General features: G+C 66.3%; 17 protein-coding genes and 1 tRNA gene. 11 read left to right on the top strand and 7 right to left on the bottom strand.

What is annotated here, in order from left to right; genetic code table 11:
• Positions 1 to 4 precede the first annotated feature (4 nt).
• The 4 genes from AAFP30_RS23600 to AAFP30_RS23585 all read right to left on the bottom strand — a co-directional run bounded on the left by AAFP30_RS23600 (position 5) and on the right by AAFP30_RS23585 (position 4,521).
• Entirely contained in the window at positions 5 to 1,180 is a 1,176-nt protein-coding gene (locus AAFP30_RS23600) for a thiolase family protein (RefSeq protein WP_419232473.1), read from the bottom strand.
• The gene (locus tag AAFP30_RS23595; RefSeq protein WP_419232472.1) at positions 1,177 to 2,034 is read right to left on the bottom strand and encodes a CoA transferase; all 858 of its coding nucleotides are present in this window, start codon (positions 2,032 to 2,034) and stop codon (positions 1,177 to 1,179) included. The genes AAFP30_RS23600 and AAFP30_RS23595 overlap by 4 nt, the downstream gene beginning before the upstream one ends.
• A gap of 72 nt (positions 2,035 to 2,106) precedes the next feature.
• Positions 2,107 to 2,871 carry an SDR family oxidoreductase gene (locus tag AAFP30_RS23590; protein WP_419232471.1) on the bottom strand — a complete coding sequence of 255 codons (765 nt, stop codon included), beginning with the start codon at positions 2,869 to 2,871 and terminating at the stop codon, positions 2,107 to 2,109.
• Positions 2,872 to 2,991: 120 nt separating this feature from the next.
• A complete protein-coding gene (locus tag AAFP30_RS23585; RefSeq protein ID WP_419232470.1) occupies positions 2,992 to 4,521 on the bottom strand; it encodes a class I adenylate-forming enzyme family protein in 1,530 nt (509 codons plus the stop codon).
• A gap of 417 nt (positions 4,522 to 4,938) precedes the next feature.
• On the opposite strand from AAFP30_RS23585, the gene AAFP30_RS23580 reads away from it, so the two are divergent.
• From AAFP30_RS23580 to AAFP30_RS23535, 10 genes are all read left to right on the top strand, one after another.
• Entirely contained in the window at positions 4,939 to 6,117 is a 1,179-nt protein-coding gene (locus tag AAFP30_RS23580; protein ID WP_419232469.1) for a TetR/AcrR family transcriptional regulator, read from the top strand.
• Positions 6,118 to 6,281: 164 nt separating this feature from the next.
• Complete coding sequence (locus AAFP30_RS23575; RefSeq protein ID WP_419232468.1) at positions 6,282 to 7,187, top strand: alpha/beta fold hydrolase; 906 nt, start codon at positions 6,282 to 6,284, stop codon at positions 7,185 to 7,187.
• A complete protein-coding gene (locus AAFP30_RS23570) occupies positions 7,187 to 10,117 on the top strand; it encodes an alpha/beta fold hydrolase (protein WP_419232467.1) in 2,931 nt (976 codons plus the stop codon). Before AAFP30_RS23575 ends, AAFP30_RS23570 begins: the two co-directional genes overlap by 1 nt.
• A complete protein-coding gene (locus tag AAFP30_RS23565) occupies positions 10,114 to 11,271 on the top strand; it encodes an acyl-CoA dehydrogenase family protein (RefSeq protein ID WP_419232466.1) in 1,158 nt (385 codons plus the stop codon). Before AAFP30_RS23570 ends, AAFP30_RS23565 begins: the two co-directional genes overlap by 4 nt.
• A gap of 49 nt (positions 11,272 to 11,320) precedes the next feature.
• Positions 11,321 to 12,094, top strand: coding sequence for an SDR family NAD(P)-dependent oxidoreductase (locus AAFP30_RS23560; protein ID WP_419232465.1), 774 nt, complete (start codon positions 11,321 to 11,323; stop codon positions 12,092 to 12,094).
• Positions 12,095 to 12,119: 25 nt separating this feature from the next.
• The gene (locus AAFP30_RS23555) at positions 12,120 to 12,377 is read left to right on the top strand and encodes a hypothetical protein (RefSeq protein ID WP_419232464.1); all 258 of its coding nucleotides are present in this window, start codon (positions 12,120 to 12,122) and stop codon (positions 12,375 to 12,377) included.
• 57 nt (positions 12,378 to 12,434) lie between these two features.
• A complete protein-coding gene (locus AAFP30_RS23550; protein ID WP_419232463.1) occupies positions 12,435 to 13,313 on the top strand; it encodes a PucR family transcriptional regulator in 879 nt (292 codons plus the stop codon).
• Positions 13,313 to 14,512, top strand: a complete 1,200-nt coding sequence (locus AAFP30_RS23545; protein WP_419232462.1) for a PucR family transcriptional regulator — start codon at positions 13,313 to 13,315, stop codon at positions 14,510 to 14,512. Before AAFP30_RS23550 ends, AAFP30_RS23545 begins: the two co-directional genes overlap by 1 nt.
• A 172-nt stretch (positions 14,513 to 14,684) precedes the next feature.
• Complete coding sequence (locus AAFP30_RS23540; protein WP_419232461.1) at positions 14,685 to 15,659, top strand: esterase/lipase family protein; 975 nt, start codon at positions 14,685 to 14,687, stop codon at positions 15,657 to 15,659.
• A 115-nt stretch (positions 15,660 to 15,774) separates the two neighbouring features.
• Positions 15,775 to 16,734 (top strand): esterase/lipase family protein, encoded by a 960-nt coding sequence (locus AAFP30_RS23535; RefSeq protein ID WP_419232460.1) that lies wholly within the window; start codon positions 15,775 to 15,777, stop codon positions 16,732 to 16,734.
• A 242-nt stretch (positions 16,735 to 16,976) separates the two neighbouring features.
• Here the strand turns inward: AAFP30_RS23535 and AAFP30_RS23530 are convergent, their stop codons facing one another.
• The 3 genes from AAFP30_RS23530 to AAFP30_RS23520 all read right to left on the bottom strand — a co-directional run bounded on the left by AAFP30_RS23530 (position 16,977) and on the right by AAFP30_RS23520 (position 17,772).
• Positions 16,977 to 17,123 (bottom strand): hypothetical protein, encoded by a 147-nt coding sequence (locus AAFP30_RS23530; protein WP_419232459.1) that lies wholly within the window; start codon positions 17,121 to 17,123, stop codon positions 16,977 to 16,979.
• Positions 17,124 to 17,323: 200 nt separating this feature from the next.
• Positions 17,324 to 17,397 (bottom strand) — tRNA-Pro (locus AAFP30_RS23525).
• 111 nt (positions 17,398 to 17,508) lie between these two features.
• Positions 17,509 to 17,772, bottom strand: coding sequence for a GlsB/YeaQ/YmgE family stress response membrane protein (locus AAFP30_RS23520; RefSeq protein WP_419232458.1), 264 nt, complete (start codon positions 17,770 to 17,772; stop codon positions 17,509 to 17,511).
• A gap of 163 nt (positions 17,773 to 17,935) precedes the next feature.
• On the opposite strand from AAFP30_RS23520, the gene AAFP30_RS23515 reads away from it, so the two are divergent.
• Positions 17,936 to 18,073, top strand: a complete 138-nt coding sequence (locus AAFP30_RS23515) for a hypothetical protein (protein WP_419232457.1) — start codon at positions 17,936 to 17,938, stop codon at positions 18,071 to 18,073.
• Positions 18,074 to 18,187: the final 114 nt, after the last annotated feature.

Raw genomic sequence — 18,187 nt, 5'->3', positions numbered from 1 at the left:
TCCATCAGATGCGTTCGATGATCGTCGCGTTGGCAGTGCCATTTGCCTCGCAGATCGTCTGCAGCCCAAGCGTTTTACCGGTGCGCTCGAGCTCGCAGAGGAGATCGGTCAGCATGCGGGCGCCGGTCGACCCCAGCGGGTGACCGATCGCGACCGAACCACCATTGACGTTGAGTTTGTCCGCCGGAATACCGAACTCGCGCTCGAACATGATGGGCACCCCGGCGAAGGCTTCGTTGACCTCGAACAGGTCGATCTCGTCGACCGACACATCGGCGGCGTCGAGCGCCTTCCGGGTCGCAGCGAGAATGGCACTGAACTGGATCACGGGGTCGTCGGCGGCCACCGACAGGGCGCGGAATCGGGCGCGGGGCCGCAGACCGTGTGCCTCCGCGAAATCGCGACTTGCGATGAGGAGCGCCGCAGCACCATCACTGAGCTGTGACGAGTTGGCCGCCGTTGTGGTGCCGTCGGCGGCGAACACGGTTGGCAGCGAGGCCATCTTCGCGGGATCGATGTGCTCCCGGATCCCCTCGTCGCGGTCGAGGACGGTAGCCGCGGCGTCGTCCGGATCGACAGTGAGCCGCACCAACTGGTCGCGGAACTTGCCCGCCCGAGTTGCGGCAAGCGCCCGCTCGTGGCTGCGGGTACTGAACGAATCGAGATCGGCGCGGCTGATCGCGAACTTCGAGTTCATCAGCTCCGACGACGCGCCCTGCGCCATCAATCCCCCGTCGTAGCGGGCAAGTTCGCGTGGACTGTAGTGCGGGCCGAGCGGCGCTCCGGGAACCATTGCCGCCGGAAGCGGTACCTGCGACATCGATTCCACGCCCGCCGCGATCACCAGATCACAGCTGCCGGCGGCGATCGCCTGCGCGGCGAAGCTGACGGCCTGCTGACCGGATCCGCACTGACGATCGACCGTGACCGCGGGTACCGATTCGGGGAATCCGGCGGCGAGTACGGCATGGCGGCCGAGATTGCCGCTCTGCTGGGTGTTCTGCATGACACACCCGACGATCACGTCATTCACCAGTGCCGGGTCGATGGCGCACTGTTCGACCAGTTGGCCCAACGTTTCGGCGAGCAGATCCACCGGATGCCATGCGGCGAGTGCGCCGCCGCGCTTACCGACCGGAGTGCGTAGCGCACCGACGATCACCGGGTCCGAACTTCTCATTCTTGTGTTTCTCCTCGTGTGGGGACGGCGACGCGAGCCAGGGGAATGTCCACCCGCTGCGCCAGCTCCTCCCAGAATTTCGTGGGCTGGGTGGCGAAGATCGCCTCGTATTCCTCGCGACTGTCTGTGGTCGCGCCGAGCGCGTCGCGGGTCCGGTCCCGGAAATGCGGCTCGAGCGCGGCCAGCGCGATCCATCCGTCGGCCGTGGCGTAGAGGCCATAGGCCGCGTCGGCGCCACCGAGGGGTGCACCGGGCCCCATCAGACCGTGTCGCACGGCAGCACCGGCGAACACCGCCGCATCCTCAAGTACCACCATATTGTGCTGTCCAACACCAGTTTTCGTGCGCTCATGCAACGCGAGCACAGTGGCGCTCACGGCTCGTTCGGCGCCGATCATGTCGGCGACGGGCACAGTTGGCATCGTCGGCGGACTCACGGTCGCATACGCGGCCTGGTAGGTGAGATCGTGTCCCGGAATCTCGGCTGCTTCGCCTGCGTGTCCCACGATCTCGACATGCGAGAGCCTCGGGTGCCGCTTGCAGACATCGGTCAACCCCAGCCGCCGCAACGCCGACGGCCGGTAGGACGTCAACAACACGTCGGACTCGGCCAGTTCGCCGTCCAGCTTCTCGCGGTCCGCGTGGTCCTTCAGGTCCAGTCGCATCACCGTCTGCCCGACAATTAACTCGGCGTACCACAGCGGCATCTGATGGTCGAGCGGGTCGCCCGCGGGCGGTTCCACCTTCACCACGTCGGCACCGAACTCCGCCAGGCGGGCCGCCGCCAGCGGCCCGGGCAGATTCACCGCCAGCGACACCACGCGCACACCCTGCAATGGGAGTGTTCCTGTCATCGTGTACCTCTCTTGGTTGAGACGACCCATGCGACGGCGACCAGCACCGCACCGCGTGGCCATCGACTCTGCTCAGATCGCCAGGCCGCCGTCGACCGGCAGCACGGCTCCCGTGATGTAGCCGGCCTCGCGGCTCGCGAGAAAAGCTACCGCGGCGGCGATTTCACTTGGCTCGGCGACTCGGCCCAGCGGAATCTGCGCGGTGAGCGCCGCGCGCTTGTCCGCCGGGATGGAGGCAACCATCCGGGTCTCGGCGTTGGGCGAGATGGCATTTACGGTCACTCCGAAGCGCGCGAGCTCCTTGGCCGCGGTCTTCGTGAAGCCGATGATTCCGGCCTTGGCCATCGCGTAGTTGGACTGCCCGACGTTGCCGCGCAATCCGGTGAAGGACGTGACATTGACGACGCGGCCGTATCCCTGAGCACGGAAATGTGGTGTGCACGCGCGGGTGAAACGGAACGTACCGCCGGCGTGGACGGCCATGACGGCCTCGTAGTCGTCGTCGGACAGTTTCCACATCACCCCGTCCCGCAAGATGCCCGCGTTGTTGATCAGCACATCGATCCGACCGGTTTCGGCGACGACGGCGTCCACGACCCGCTGGACCGAGGCGCTGTCGGCGACGTCGGCAACCTCGCCGCGACAGCCGAGTTCGGCGGTCGCGGCCGCGAGCGCGTCGGCGTCGAAATCCACCAGGACGGTGGTTGCGCCGGCGGCGCCGAGGAAGCGGCCGAGTTCCAGTCCGATTCCGCGAGCGGCGCCCGTGATGATCACCGTTCGACCGGTGAAGTCGTAGGACAGATTCGAGTCCAAAACTGCGGCAATGGTTTCGGTCATGTGTTCAACCTTTCGATGGGTCGCCGCGGCACGTGACAACGTCACGAGCCGAGATCGCGACCGATGAGTTCCGTCATGATTTCGTGCGAGCCGGCCCAGATCTCGGGGACGGCGAGGTGTTCACTGCACTGATTCGAGCGCGTACAGGTCGCGCACCTGGCGTCGAAGAAGCTTGCCCACCACACTCTTCGGGAGCGGCTCGCCGGCGATCACGATCCGTTTCGGCTTCTTCACCGAGCCGACCTTCCCGCGCGCGAACGAAATCAGTTCGTCCTCGGTCGCGGTCGCGCCGTCGTGCAGGTACACGGCGGCGAACACCGCTTCGCCCCACTTCTCGTCGGGCACACCGACAACCGCGACTTCCCGTACCGCGGGATGCGCGGCGAGTGCATTCTCGATCTCGAGCGGCCAGATGTTGAATCCGCCGGAGATGATGAGGTCTTCCTTGCGATCGACGATGTGCAGGAAGCCATCCTCATCGAGACTGCCCATGTCTTTCGTGCGTACCGCACCGTCCGCCGTGAATCGAGCGGCGGTCGCCTCGGGGTCACCGTAGATCGCCTTCATCGCGCCCGGGGTGTCGACGCAGATCTCGCCGATCTCCCCGACCGGCAGAATATTGTCGTGTTCGTCGCGGATCGTGATCAGCACGTTCGGATTGGGTCGACCCGCCGACGTCAGGATCTGCCGATCTCGTTCGGTACCACCGAGTCGGTGATTGTCGGCGGTGAGCGTGGCGATCGGCAGCGCCTCGGACTGGGCGTAGCTCTGGTACATGATGTTGCCCCACAGATCGATTCCGGCACGGAGTGCCGATTCCGTGATGGGCGCCGCACCGTAGCTCACGACCCGCAGGCTGGACAGGTCGCGATCCTTGGCGCCGGGCGTGGTGGCGAGCATCTGAACCATCGTCGGAACGATCATGGTGATGGTGCACCGTTGTTCCTCGATGGTCGCGAGGAACCGCTCCGGGTCGAAGCTCGGCATGATCACGTATCGCGTGCCCCGGGCCAGGAACATCCAGATCATCAATCCGGCGGCGTGCGACAGCGGCGACGCGACGAGGTAGACGTCAGAGTTGGTGAAAAGCGGTAGTCCCGAGGCGAATTCGTTGCCCATGGCCAACCAGCCCGCGTTCGAGTGCACGATGCCCTTGGGCGTCCCGGTGGTGCCCGCGGAGAATCGGATGATGTGGTCGGCGTCGGGATCGACGACCAGGTCCGGGAAGGCCGGAGACGATCCGGCCAGCAGGGTTTCGTACTCGACTTCTGCACTGTCGTCGACCGGATCGATGACGATGACGTGCTCGAGGTTGGGCACGGAATCGCGAACCGCGGCCACGTCGGCGGCGTACTTGCCCTGCACGATCAGGGCGCGAGCGCCAATCATGTTGAGCAGCTTGGCGTTTGTCGCGGCCGGATTCATCGTATACATCGTCGCCCGGACGTAGCCGCCGATGGCGATGCCGGCAACCTGCTCGAGCGTCTCGAGTTGGTTGTCGGCGAGCATCGCGACACGGTCGCCCGGGTGCAGACCCAACCCGGACAAGGCGTTGGCCAACCGGGCCGCGCGCTCGCCGAGTTCGGCGTACGTCTGCTCCCGGGTGCGTGCCGGCTCCACGAAGGTGACCGCAACGCTGTTGCCGAACATGGTCGTGCTTCGGCGAAGAATCGATGAGAAGTCCATCGGTTCGACCTCTTTCCAAACTGTGAATTGTGGACTGCCCGAAGGACAGCCGATTTTCTGTACCTGATGAGTCGGCATGTCGCGCCCGCAGGAGCAACGCGGACCGAATTGACTACGTCCGGCCCACGTGGGTGTTTCCGCCATCGCGGCCTCCGGCGCACTGCTCGCACACACCCTCGGAGCTACCTATACACTCTAACCGCTAGTTACTTATTTCGTCAATACCCACTACACTGGTGTTTGTCGATACGATCCAAATCGTCGTTCCGATTACATAGAGGCACGTGAACATGCTGATCCGATCGAGTAGTGCCGCTATAAACTCGGCCGGGACAGGTACAACAAGTGAGGAGACTGACGGTGGAGCCCCAGGAACGCCGAGTGACGCGCCGGCCTCGTGATCGACGTCAGCAGATAATCGCCTCGGCGGCACGACAGTTCCGCGAGTTCGGCTATCACAATGTCGGAATCACCGGTATCGCCGAGGCGGTCGGCATCACCAGCGGCGCGCTGTACCGGCACTTCGGCGGCAAACAAGAGTTGCTGCTCGCGACGGTCGAGAACACACTCGATCAATTGCAGGTCGCGTGGTCGCAGCCGGACGCCACCCTGGACTGTCTGCTCGACGCAACATGCGCGCTCGCATCGACCGGCCCGCAGGTGGGCGCGCTGTGGGCGAGGGAGATCGCGCACCTGCCGGAGGAACGCCAACGCGAGCTGCGCGGGCGGCTACGCACGGCCACCGAACCGCTGCGTGCCGCCCTGGCGGTGCAACGGCCGGAGCTATCCCGTGACGCCGTCGACCTGCTGATCTGGGCGATGATGGGCGTCATCTCCAGTCCGGCGTACTACACGGCGCGGCTCGAGCCGAGCGCTCTTCATCAGTGCCTGCTCGACGCGTGCCGCGCAGTCGTCATGACGCCGCAGATCGAGCCCGGCGAGCAGGCGGCCGATATCGCCGATCTTCCCGATGTGCTGCTGCCGGCCTCGCGCCGGGAAGCCATCCTGATCGCGGCGTCACGCCTGTTCAGCGCCCGAGGATTCCAAGCTGTCGGTGTCGACGACATCGGCGCCGCAGCCGGAATCACCGGCGCGACCGTTTACCACCACTTCCCCAACAAGGCAGCGATACTCAGCGCCGCGGCCAACCGCGTCGTCGCCGCGATGATGCTCGACCTCTCCCGGGCACTGGACAGCTCACAAACCGCCGCCGAAGCATTGGACAAGGTGCTGCGCTTCTACGTGCGGATCAACGTCGAACACGTCCGGGAAATGCGGTCACTGCAGAACGAAGCAATCAACCTTCCCGAGGCCGATCGCCAACTGCTCGGAGAACGCCGCGCCGACTTCATCGCCGAGTGGGTCGCGTTGCTCACCGCCGACCGCACCGACCTGTCCGTCGACGAGGCACAGGCCGTGGTCCTGGCCGCCTCGACGTCGATCAGCGCGCTCATGGGAATCCCGCACATCCGACGTCGTCGCGATATCGGCTCCGAACTCGTCCTCATCGGGGAGGCAATCCTCGGTCTGCGCGGCGCCGGAGACGCCCCCACAGCCTGACCCGGGACCACTGACTGGACTCTCGCTACCGATTGGACAATTACTTATACTGAGAAGGTGCAGTTAATTGCGCATGCGTGCTGGACAGACTTCCAAGTTGTGGGTTACACTCTAACCGTCAATTACTTACCGAGGCATCGCGCCTCTCTCGGACGGATTCCAGCATGACCAACGCCACGGCGGATATCGTCGAACGATTCGTGACGATCGACGATGTCCGCACCCGCACGTTGTCGGTGGCCGGTACAGGACCGACGATCCTGCTCCTGCACGGCTTTACCGACTCGGCCGATACATTTCGCCCCGTTCTCGCCGAACTCGCCGCACTCGGACGAAGCGCCGTGGCGGTCGACCTGCCGGGCGCGGGTTACGCGCCGGCACTCGGCCGGCCCGCCATTGCCGCGCTCGACCGCTTCGTCGACGGATTCGTGAGTCAGCACAGCGAACCCGGGGGCGTCGTGCTCGCCGGCAATTCGCTCGGTGGCTTCATCGCCCTCCGGGCCGCCGGGCGATCCGAACTGCCGATCCACGCCGTTGCCGGACTGGGCCCCGCCGGGCTCGCATACCACGGCCGGCTGGCATCGCTGACCTCGCTGCTGCCCCGGCTCGAGCCGATCCTGAGCCTCGCCGACGCACTGCCCGTGCCCACCGCGGTGGTGCAGTGGATGGCACGAATGATGTTCTGGCAGAGGCTCGCCCGGCGACGCGGAAGCGCCTCGATCGCCCACCGCTACGCCTCGCATTACCGTGGGCTGCCCGACATCGCTCGGATCCGCCGTGACCTGATCGCCTTCGGTCGGGAGGACAACCTCCTCGATCCGGCTGCTCTCGCCGCGATCGACGTTCCGACGCTGTTGATCTGGGGCGATCGCGATCCGCTCGCCGATGTCGGTGGCGCTCCGGTCCTGCTGGACACGGTGCCGGACTCACGGCTCGTCGTACTCGACGACTGCGGGCATTGTCCCCAGCTGGAGTATCCGGCAGAGATCGCCGAGCTCCTGGCCGGCCTTCCTGCGACGGCACTCGCCGGCGACACGCCCACACCCCTATCGAAGTCTCGGGAGAAGTAGTGAACACAACCGAAATGCCAAGCGGCGGTGACCTGCTCGGGCGCGCGATCGCGCTGGCGGTCAACGGATTCGAGGTCGCTCGCTACGGCGGCCTGCGCACCGAGTCCGCACCCGCACCCTACGATGTCGTCACGAGTCGACCGGTGTACCGACTGCGCCACTACCACGCAGACACCGCTTCCGGGCAGCCGGTCCTGTTGGTGCCACCACTGATGCAGGTCGCCGATGTCTGGGACATCTCGCCCGATACCAGCGCGGTGTCCATGTTGCGCGGGCAAGGCCTGGATCCATGGGTGGTCGACTTCGGCGACCCGGCAGTCGAACCCGGCGGACCGAGCCGAACGTTCAGCGACCACGTGCTCGCGGTCGTCGACGCGATCAACTGCGTCAGGGAGGCGACCGGACAGGACGTGCACGTCGGCGGGTATTCGCAGGGCGGAATCTTCTGCTACCTGGCCGCCGCGTACTCGAACTGCGACGGTGTGGCAAGCGTTTTCGGCCTCGGGTCGCCAGTGGTGACACTTCCCATCGATCGCATCCTCCCCGAGTCGCTGTTCTGGGAAGCGGCTCGACTCGAAGGCAAGTTGCTCGCACGCACCGGCCTCCCCCGCTGGGCGGTCGCACCGATGTTCAACTGGTCCAACCCGCCGCGAACCATCAAGAACGACCTGGACTTCCTTCTCGCGCTGCACGATCGCGACGCACTGCTGCCGCGCGAGCCGCAGCGCAAGTTCCTCAAGCACGGTGCCTGGCTCGGCTGGCCAGGTCCCGCGATCGAGGAACTCGTCGCCGCGCTGAGCGAACGTCGACTCGTCGACGGCGGCATCGTGATCGGCGACCGGACGGTCGCGCTCGCCGATCTCACCTGCCCCGTGCTCGCCTTCATCGGCGAGTCGGATACCTTCGCCACGCCGGCGATGGTGCGACGGATCCAACAGGCGGCGCCGCGCGCGACGATCTACGAATGCGTGTTGCCGGTTGGGCATTTCGGACTGCCCGTCAGCTCACACGCGAAGGCGAAGACATGGCCGGGGATCGCCGCGTTCATCCGATGGGCCACCGAGGGTACCGCGCTACCCGACTACATCGTGCCCATGGCCGTCGACAACGCGGCCGAATGTGCGCAGGCACCCCGTGGGCGCGTGGCCGCGTTGAGCTACGGCCTCGGCTCCGCACTGCACGCCGGACTCGCGCTGCCCCAGCTCACCGTTGAGGCCGGCCAGCGTCTTGCGGGCGCGATGCTCGAAAGCTCGGTCGGCGCCCTGTCCCACCTGCCCCGGCTCGTCAAGCTGGAGCGACTCGGCCCGGATACTCGGGTGTCCTTCGCAGGAATGCTCGACGACACCGCCGGCAAACGCGGTGACGACATCGCCTTCCTGTTCGAGGACCGCGCCCACACGCATGCCGCCACGAAAATCCGCATCGACAATGTCGTCAGCGGCCTGCTTTCGGTGGGGATTCGCCGTGGCGAGTACGTCGGTGTGCTGATGGGCACGCGACCCAGTGCACTCACCGCGGTCGCGGCGCTCAACCGTATCGGTGCGGTAGCGGTCATGCTGCGCCCCGGCGAAGACACGCTCCGCGAGGTCGGGCTGGCGCACGTCAGCAGGATCCTCAGCGATCCCGAAAATGCCTCTGCTGCAGTCACACTCGACAAGAGTGTCTTCGTACTCGGTGGTGGGGCCGATCGCGGCGTCGCGGCCGGCGCGATCGATCTCGAGCAGGTCGATCCCGACAGTGTCGAGCATCCCGCGTGGTACCACGCGAATCCGGGTCGGGGGCGCGACATCGCGTTCGTCCTGTTCTCCGGTCACGACGAGCACACGCGCGCCAATCGCGTGACCAACGCCCGCTGGGCCAGTTCCGCACTGGCGGCAGCGTCCGCGGCGGCACTGACGCCGAGGGACACCGTGTATTCGATCAGCCCGTTGCATCATCCGTCCGGCCTGATGCTGGCCACCGCCGCGCCCGCTGCTTCCGGGGCGCGCATGGCCATGGCGACCCGGTTCGCCCCCGATCGGTTCTGGTCCGAGGTACGCCGGTACGGCGTCACCGTTGTGCCATACACGTGGACGATGCTGCACGCTCTCGTTGATGCCCCCGTACACGCCGAGGAACGCGGCCATTCGATTCGGCTGTTCGTCGGCTCGGGTATGCCGGCCGGGCTGTGGCAGCGGGTCCACGACCGTTTCGGTTCGGCGGCCGTGCTCGAGCTGTACGCCTCGACACGCTCGGACGCGATGCTGGGCAACGTCAGCGGCCGCAAGGTCGGCGCGCTCGGCCGACCGCTGCCCGGATCGCCACGGGTCCGTGTGGTGGCCTACGACGCCGACACCGGCGCGCCGAGCATCGGTACCGACGGCTACGCCCGCGCCTGCGACCGAGATGAGACCGGCCTGCTGCTGGTGGAGGCCGATCCGCACCACCACGGCGGCAACGAGATCCCGCTGCACGGAATGTTCGCCGACGGCGACGCCTGGTTGTCCACCGGCGACCTGTTTCGAGTGGATCGTGACGGCGAGCTGTGGTTTGTCGATTCGCTCGCGGCCCTGATCCCGACATCGCACGGCACAGTTTCTCCGCACACCGTCGAAGGCGTCCTTGGCGGGCTCGACGCCGTGGATCTGGCCGCGTGCTTCCCCGTGCCCAGCGAACGCGGCGTGCGCGCCGTCGCGATGGTCACTGTCCGCGAGGCGGCGGTACTGACCACGGAAGTGTTGAACGGCGCGTTTGCCGAACTCGACCCCGACGCCCGGCCCGACGTCGTCGGCACCATCGATGCCATGCCAACGAACTCATGGTTCCGGCCGAGCGTGCAAGAACTGCAGAACACCGAGCCGACGTTGCGTTGGCACCTCGATCGTCGTAGCGGCCGTTACCGGACCACCACGACAACCTCATCCAACCGAAAGGCAGCAACAGCGTCATGAAGCGCACCATCTACAACGAAGACCACGAAGCATTCCGGAAGACAATCCGCGACTTCATCGCGCGCGAAGTCACTCCGCACTTCGCCAAGTGGGAAGAGGTCGGCCACCCCCCGCGGGAGTTGTTCCGCAAGCTCGGCGACCTCGGGGTCATGGGTTTCGGCATCCCGGAGGAATTCGGTGGGCCCGGCGAGGTCAGCTACAAGTACCAGGCCATTCTGAACGAGGAATGCGCCTCAGCCGCAGTACTGTTGGGGCACTACGGGGTCACCACCGGCATCGTTCTGCCGTATCTGCTCAACCTCGCCAACGACGAGCAACGGCAGCGCTGGCTGCCCGGCATCGCGAGCGGCGACATCCTGCTGTGCGTGGCGATGACCGAACCCGGCACCGGATCGGACCTGGCCGGCATCAAGACCACCGCGAAGCTGACCGAGGACGGCCGCCACTACATCATCAACGGCGCCAAGACCTTCATTTCCGGCGCCCGCAATTCTGAATTGTGTGTCGTCGCCGCGCGCACCGCGCCCGCAGGCTCCGACAACCGACGGGGCGGGCTGTCGCTGATCGTCGTACCGACCGACACCCCCGGGTTCGAGATCGGCCGCAAGCTCGACAAGATCGGGCTGCACTCCAGCGACACCAACGAGATCTCCTTCACCGATGTGCGGGTGCCGGTGGAGAATCTGCTCGGCGAGGAGGGCGAGGGGTTCTCCTACCTCGGCCAGAATCTCCCGCGCGAACGCCTCGCGATCGGATTCGAAGCGGCTGCGCGGGCGAAGGCAGCAATCGCGTTCGCGCGCAGCTACACCCAGGACCGCGATATCTACGGCAAGCCGGTGGCCTCGTTCCAGAACACGAAATTCGTGCTGGCCGAATGCGACGCGGAGGTGTCGGCCGCGTTCGCGATGGCCGACCACGGCATCGAGCTCGAGGAGACCGACGACCTCACACCGGCCGACGCCGCGCGGATCAAGCTGTTCTGCACCGAGGTCGCCGGCCGGGTGATCGACAAGTGCCTGCAGTTGCACGGCGGCTACGGCTACATGTTGGAGTACCCGATCGCCCGGATGTACGCCGACACCCGCGTCAACCGGATCTACGGCGGTACCAGCGAAGTGATGAAGACCATCATCGCCAAGGACCTCGGGCTGTGACATGCCCTCGATATCAGACGCGAAGAAGGGAAACAACACCATGACAACAATGGCTGAAGCTGCTGTACAGCAGTCGATCCAATCGCCGTTCCGGCTCGACGACAAGGTCGTCCTGATCACGGGCGCGTCGTCCGGCCTCGGCGTCGCATTCGCGCGGGCCTGCGCCGGAGCGGGCGCGGACATCGTCGTCGCGGCACGCCGCGCCGATCGTCTCGCCGAGACGGTGGAACTGGTCGAGTCCCTGGGCCGTCGCGCACTCGCCGTGCCCGCGGACGTCACCGGCCCCGACGACTGCCGCAAACTCGTCGATGCCGCCGTGGCGCAGTTCGGCCGCATCGACGTCCTGGTCAACAATGCGGGTATCGAGGACCATGCGCCCGCCACGCGACTGCCGATCGACGAGTTCCAGCGCGTGCTCGACGTCAACGTGACGGCCTGCTTCGCCCTCGCCCAGGCCGCGGCGCCGGCGATGCCGAGCGGATCGTCGATCGTCAACATCTCCAGCGTGATGAGCAGAACCACGATGGACTTCCCCTCCACCGGTTACTCCACGTCCAAAGCGGCATTGAACGGGCTCACCCGAACACTGGCTCGGCAATGGTCCGGCCGCAAGCAAATTCGGGTGAACGCGCTGCTGCCGGGATTCTTCCCGTCCGAGATGACGGACAACGTGGCGCTCGACCTCCTGGAGAACCGCGTCGTCATGGGCCGGCTCGGCCGACCCGAGGAACTCTCGGCGGCACTCGTGTTCCTCGCATCCGATGCCAGTAGCTACATCACCGGAACCGAACTCGTCGTGGACGGCGGGCTGCTGCTCAGCTGATCGAGAGTCGAAGGGACTGATCACGATGACTGTTCGCGTCGATGTGATTCCCCGGCCGGTGCGTACGGCGCTGGGGCAGTTCGGCGATTCGCCGGGGAACGTCCCGCACCGAATCACGTCCCAGGTGCGCGCCACCATTCCGGACTGGCAGGGTCGGCCCGATATGGATGGGCACTGGCCCGCGATCCAGCGGGAGCTCGAGGCAGTCGTACGGACGCTCGCAGACGGCCGCGGCGATCGTCGCGCCGCCGCGATCCTCGGGGCCACCGCGGCGCGACGCTGAGTCGCGCTGTCCCCGCTCGTTCGAGCGTATCGAGCCGCAGCCGCGATGCTGTGGGACATGCAGGTCACGGCAGCAGAACGTCTCGGTGCGCAGACGGCCGACCAACTCGCCCGCAACGCGCCGGAATTCTGGCAAGCCACCTGCCGCGACGCCGAGCACTTGATCACGGCCTACCAGGAGGCCACGGACCCTCCCGGACCCGACGCCACCGCATCGGTCCTGCTCGCACGGCTGCTGCGCCACCCGGTCGACCCCACCGCGGTGACGCAGGCGGTCACGACACTGGCATTGCACCGCGAAGGCCAGTACGCGATCGTGCGCTACCGGGACCGGCTACCCGTGTCGACGGCGGAGCTTCGCGATCGCACCGCAGCCACGGTTCTGCCGGTGGCACAACCGGACACGGGAACGACGCTGGTTGCCTCGCTGGGCAGCGCGGACATCGATCCGCTCGTGCGCGCGCTCGACAGCATGTACCCCGATCGATGCGGTGCGGTCGGTCCGGCGGTCGCCGGCCTCGCCCGGCTGCCGCTCGCCTACGAATTGGCAACGTCCGCCCTGCACGCCGCCGGCGACCGACCGGGCCTGACCCGCGCTGATCACCGTATGTGCGCGACGCTCCTGCCCGCCTGCCCCGAACCCGCGCGCGCAGCCGCGGTCGGCATCCTCGAACCGGTCCTCGGGCTCGCACCACACGAACGGGACCGACTGCTCGCCACGCTCGACACCTGGCTGGACAACCGCTGCGACACCGCACTGGTTGCTCGGCAGCTTTTCTGCCACCCCAACACGATTCGCAACCGACTGCGCCGGGTGGAGGTGCTCACCGGGCTGCCGATGAATCGGCCGAACAATCTGGTCGCGCTGACCGTGGCGCTGGAAGCGCACCGCGCGCGCACGAACACCCCTCGCCCGTTCCGGCCGGGGGTGAAGTAATGCCTGCCGCCACCATCACCGGATCCCCGACAACGGCAAGCCCCGCGACCACCTTGCGTCAAGCCGCGGCCGCGCTGCACGAGCGCATCGCACCGCTCACCAACCGCGCCACCACGACTCTCGGCGAGATTGCCGACTACACCGACGCATTCAGCCGCTCGGATCTGCGGGACGCGGTGCGAACCGGGCTCGATATCGGTGTGGGTTCGATGGCGAACCCGAGCCTTTTTGCCGAGTCCGGCGAGCATGCGCGCAGTGTCGGCGAACTCCGCGCGCGCGAGGGCTTCCCGCTGGCCGCGGTCGCGCAGGCCTACCGCGCCGGCGGACAACAGATTTGGCTCGGACTGATCGAAGTCACGGCCGAGCACGCCCCTGCCCGGACCTCGACGCTGACGCAGGCCGCCGGACTGGTCTGGCGCCACGTCGACCGCGATCGCGAGCTCATGACCGACGCCTACCGGCAGGCCTGCGGCAAAGCTTGCGCCGAGGCGCCGCGTGCCGCACTACGGACCCTGCTGTGGCCCGGCGCCGACGCAATCGACATCACCGGCGCCGCCGTGCGCCTCGGACTACCGATGCGAGGTCGCTATGTCGTGGTGCGCTTCCAGCAGGCCCCGATCGACTCTGTGCCGCAACCGGGAACAGCCGATCACCTCGATATTCCTGGCACGATCATCCACAGGCTGGCTCACAGTATCGGCGAGATCATGGTAGTGGAACTGGGGCAGCGCGCCCCAGCCGAACTGGCGAACCGGCTGCGGTGCAAAGGAATCCGCGGCGGGATCAGTTCGGTGCGGACATCGGTCGCAGACCTCGCCTGTGCGCTCGCGGAGGCCGACCTCGCCGCTGCGACCTGCACCCGGGATGGCGATATCGCGCACGCTACCGGTCGCATGGCCGCGATAGTCGTGGCGGCGCGTCCGGAGTTGGCCACCGCTCTCACGGACCCTCTCCTGCGGCGGGTGAGCAGTGCCGAACCCTCCGCAGCGCCACAACTGTGGGAAACGCTCGCAACCTGGTTCGACTGCGAAGGGAACGCGGCCGACACCGCGGAAGCCCTCGGATGCCATCGCAACACGGTGACCAACCGGCTGCGCCGATTGCACGAGATCACCGGACTCGATCCCGCCTATCCCCGTGACCTGGCGAATCTCGCGTTCGCACTGTACACGTACCGGCTGCACGTGCAACCACGCTGACCTCCCGGTGTCGCGTCGCTTGTCAGCCTGCACAGCGGCGTGACCCAGCACTCCCCCGTGGCACAGTCACTGCGGGAATCGGCGCGAATCCGCCGCTCGCCTCACTAGCGTGATCGAGGTTACAGCCCAACCAGACCGGGCCAACCCCAAGGTGCGCAAGGAGGCCACCCGAATGCCACGCTCGTCCGCGAGATCGTCATTCCCCGACGTGCTGCCGACTAGATCGATCAGGCGAGTGCGCCGAGCGACGATCACGGCCATAGCCGTCGCGTCGGCCCTGCTGGCCACGCCGATGACCGCGGGCGCCGAGCCACTGCCGGTCCCCTACGACCTCGGCCACGCCCTCGCGATCGGATTGGTTCAGCCGACCGTGGCACCCCCCGGTGCAAACAACCCCACCTGCCGGCTCACGCCCGAGCACCCACGGCCGGTTGTCCTCGTCAACGGCACGAGCGGCAACATGCGCGCCAATTGGGACACCCTCTCGCCGCTGCTTCGCAACCAGGGCTATTGCGTCTACACCTTCAACACCGGCGGCGCGCCGGGTTCTCCCGTCCAGACGATTGGCCCGATTCAGGACAGCGCGTCCGCTCTCGGCCGGGTAGTCGAGGATGTGGTGTCGGCGACCGGAGCCCAGCAGGTCGACTTGGTCGGGCATTCCCAGGGAGGCACGATCGCGCGCTACTACACCAACAAACTCGGTGGCGCCGCCCGAGTTCACGAGTTGATCGGCGTCGCGCCCGGTTCGCATGGCGTGACGGCGAGCAATCTCATCTCGCTCTACCGTTCCCTGGGTCTCTATCCGCTCTACACCGTGTTCGTGAACGCGATCGGCTGCGCCTCCTGCGAACAACAGGCGCAGGACTCCTCCTTCATCGCCGATCTCAACCGTGGCGGCGATACCGTGCCGGGCCCGCATTACACCGTCATCGTCAGCGAGAGCGACGAATTTTCGACCCCGTACACCGACGCATTCCTCGACGGACCCGCCACCACCAACATCGTCGTCCAGGACGGCTGCCCCGCCAACCACGTCGGGCATCTGCAACTGGTGACCGATCGCCGCACTTCTGTCCTCGTTCTCAACGCTCTCGACCCCGACCATGCCGTGCCCGTCCCGTGTTATCCGGAGGCATGGCTCGGCTGAACTGCTTCGGCAACACCAGCCAACCGACGCCCGGGGGGCGTGGCATCGAAAGCGCCACGCCCCCAACACCACCGTCACCACCGTCACCACCGTAACCACGGAAAGGCTCCATCGAATGTCCCGCTTCCGACGTTCTGCACACCGCCTCGCAGCCGCACTCTTCTGCGCCTGGCTACCGATGGCCGCAGCAGCGACGGTGCACGCAGCGCCCACGGATTCCACGCCACCCTGGGGTCCCCCCGCACCCAATTGGTGGGCCGCGATGGCGGCATCCGCCCAGCATCCCGACTGGTTTCCCTCGGGCATGAACGACTGGTCGTGCAAACCGAGCACCGCTCACCCGAAACCAGTGGTGCTGGTGCACGGGTTCATCGATAACGCCTACGCCGCCTGGTCGGTGTACTCGCCCACGCTCGCAGCCGAAGGCTACTGCGTCTACGGCCTCAACTATGGCGGCGCCGACAATTCGCCCTACCAGGGCGCGGCCAACATGCGCGCGTCGGCGGCGCAGCTCGCAGATTTCGTCGACACGGTTCGGACCCGAACCGGTGCAGCCAAGGTCGACATGGTCGCACTCTCCGAGGGTAGGCTTCTCGGGCCGTACTACATCAACAAGCTGGGTGGCCACAAGGCCGTCGACCGAATGATCGGTATCGAACCGGCGAGCAACGGCATCGCGGCATACGGCCTGATGCCCGCCATCGCACAGAGCCCGTTCCTCACGTTCTGGCTCGGTGTCTACAACCAGGCCGGCGTCGACTTCACCGCCAACTCGCGATTCGTGAACGAACTCCGCCAACCCAACGGCCCCACGCATCCGGACGTCCACTACACCACCATCGCTTCCACGACCGATGGCGCGCTCACTTTGCCCGAGATGCAGTGGCCCGCCGCCCCGAACGTGACCAACGTCGTCATCCAGGACAGCTGCCCCGACGACCACGTCGACCATGTCGGCACCGTCTACGACGACATCACGCTGCGCCTGGTCCGCAATGCGCTCGACCCGGCAACCGCCCAGGCTCCTCGCTGCCACCCGGTTGGTCCCACCAGTAGCTATGCGCCGGGGAACTGACCGCCGGGATTGAATCCCCCCCGGCGTGTCCGGAGACTGATGTAGCCCGGGTTTGACGGAGTTGGTTTGCTCGACTTCTGGTCACGACGTCCGTCGAAGGAGCCGTATCCACCTCTCACTCGCACAGGGTCTGGTGCAGCCGCAGCGACCGCTGCCTTGCCTCGTGTTCCCCGCCGCAGCGCGCAACCAGAACAAGAGAGGACATCGGATCCATGAGCCCCCAACGAGACGCAGAACCCACACTAGAAAACCCCGAAGAACCCGCCGGCGATGACCACGATCCCGAAGACCCAGTCATCGACGGCGACGAACCCGAGACCCTGGAAGACTTCGTCCGTGATTCCGCGGCGGGCCAATCCGGTACGCAATGGGGCCCGGCCGGCGGGCAAGCGATCTCGAAGCAGGAATGGTATGGCCCGCCAGTGGGCCAGGACGCTCGATGCGCTGCTGCTTCGCCATTGCTGCAAGCTATTCCACGGCTCTGACATCTCACCGCGTGTTGGCCCACTATTGACCCACTGAGGTTCGGCACTACTGGCCCACCAACGACGAAACCCCCTCCGAAGCTGGTCAGAGAGGGTTTTCTCGGTCGGGCTGACAGGATTTGAACCTGCGACCACCTGACCCCCAGTCAGGTGCGCTACCAAACTGCGCCACAGCCCGTTGCCCCGCTTTGCGGAGCGTAGAAGAGCCTAGCCGACGACGTGCCGTTCGAACCAATCGGCTGGTCAGGACGGTCCCCGACCCAACCGGACCACGTCGCCTAAGCCTTGATCAGGCCGCCGTCGACCGTCCCTTGAACCACAGCCACCCACCGGTCACCAGGATGGCGCCGACGATCGAGCCGATGATGCCACTGGCCCGAAACGAGATCCCGTCCCCGGACAGCAGGCTGATCAACAGGCCGCCGACGAAGGACCCGATGAGACCGGCTGCGAGAGCGAGTCCCCAGTCGATCCCCTTACCTCCCTTGCCCAGGATGAGCTGGGCTCCGGCGCCGACGAGCATTCCGAACAAGATGATTGCGATGATGAGCACAGAGGGAGTCTATGGCACACACCATTCGGCGCCACAGAACCTGTCGGTGTGCCGCGATAGACTGGCAGATTTTTACCTAAGAATGATCGAAAAGCATTGGCGCACAGTCGATTATTTCTACACGAACTCTTGCCTCAAACAGGTATTCGAGTACCATTGAGCCATGCCCGAGACCACCATCCCTGACACCACTCCCGCAGTCACCGCCCAGATGGCCGTGTGTGCCGCTGAGATGAACCGGCTCGGAGTGGCCAAGCAACGCGACAACGGCAAGACCAAGGCCCGGCTGATCACCTTGTGACGCCCGCTCGTACCTCGCGGGCCCCTCAGGCAGTAAGACCAGCGCACCCGATGACCTCGGGACCGCGCACGGCCTTTGACAACTCAAGAGTGTGAAAATGGCGACGGGGGCTCG

The organism is Gordonia sp. CPCC 205515 (assembly GCF_048537925.1).
Taxonomy (GTDB): Bacteria; Actinomycetota; Actinomycetes; order Mycobacteriales; family Mycobacteriaceae; genus Gordonia.
Note: the sequence above shows the minus strand (reverse complement) of the source record. Positions and strands in the feature narration are given on the sequence as shown.

Coding starts and splice junctions, on each gene's coding strand:
- AAFP30_RS23590 (WP_419232471.1), bottom strand. CDS start 2,871: ATGACCGAAACCATTGCCGCAGTTTTGGACTCGAATCTGTCCTACGAC.
- AAFP30_RS23560 (WP_419232465.1), top strand. CDS start 11,321: ATGGCTGAAGCTGCTGTACAGCAGTCGATCCAATCGCCGTTCCGGCTC.
- AAFP30_RS23545 (WP_419232462.1), top strand. CDS start 13,313: ATGCCTGCCGCCACCATCACCGGATCCCCGACAACGGCAAGCCCCGCG.
- AAFP30_RS23555 (WP_419232464.1), top strand. CDS start 12,120: ATGACTGTTCGCGTCGATGTGATTCCCCGGCCGGTGCGTACGGCGCTG.
- AAFP30_RS23550 (WP_419232463.1), top strand. CDS start 12,435: ATGCAGGTCACGGCAGCAGAACGTCTCGGTGCGCAGACGGCCGACCAA.
- AAFP30_RS23600 (WP_419232473.1), bottom strand. CDS start 1,180: ATGAGAAGTTCGGACCCGGTGATCGTCGGTGCGCTACGCACTCCGGTC.
- AAFP30_RS23515 (WP_419232457.1), top strand. CDS start 17,936: ATGCCCGAGACCACCATCCCTGACACCACTCCCGCAGTCACCGCCCAG.
- AAFP30_RS23535 (WP_419232460.1), top strand. CDS start 15,775: ATGTCCCGCTTCCGACGTTCTGCACACCGCCTCGCAGCCGCACTCTTC.
- AAFP30_RS23565 (WP_419232466.1), top strand. CDS start 10,114: ATGAAGCGCACCATCTACAACGAAGACCACGAAGCATTCCGGAAGACA.
- AAFP30_RS23540 (WP_419232461.1), top strand. CDS start 14,685: ATGCCACGCTCGTCCGCGAGATCGTCATTCCCCGACGTGCTGCCGACT.
- AAFP30_RS23575 (WP_419232468.1), top strand. CDS start 6,282: ATGACCAACGCCACGGCGGATATCGTCGAACGATTCGTGACGATCGAC.
- AAFP30_RS23595 (WP_419232472.1), bottom strand. CDS start 2,034: ATGACAGGAACACTCCCATTGCAGGGTGTGCGCGTGGTGTCGCTGGCG.
- AAFP30_RS23585 (WP_419232470.1), bottom strand. CDS start 4,521: ATGTTCGGCAACAGCGTTGCGGTCACCTTCGTGGAGCCGGCACGCACC.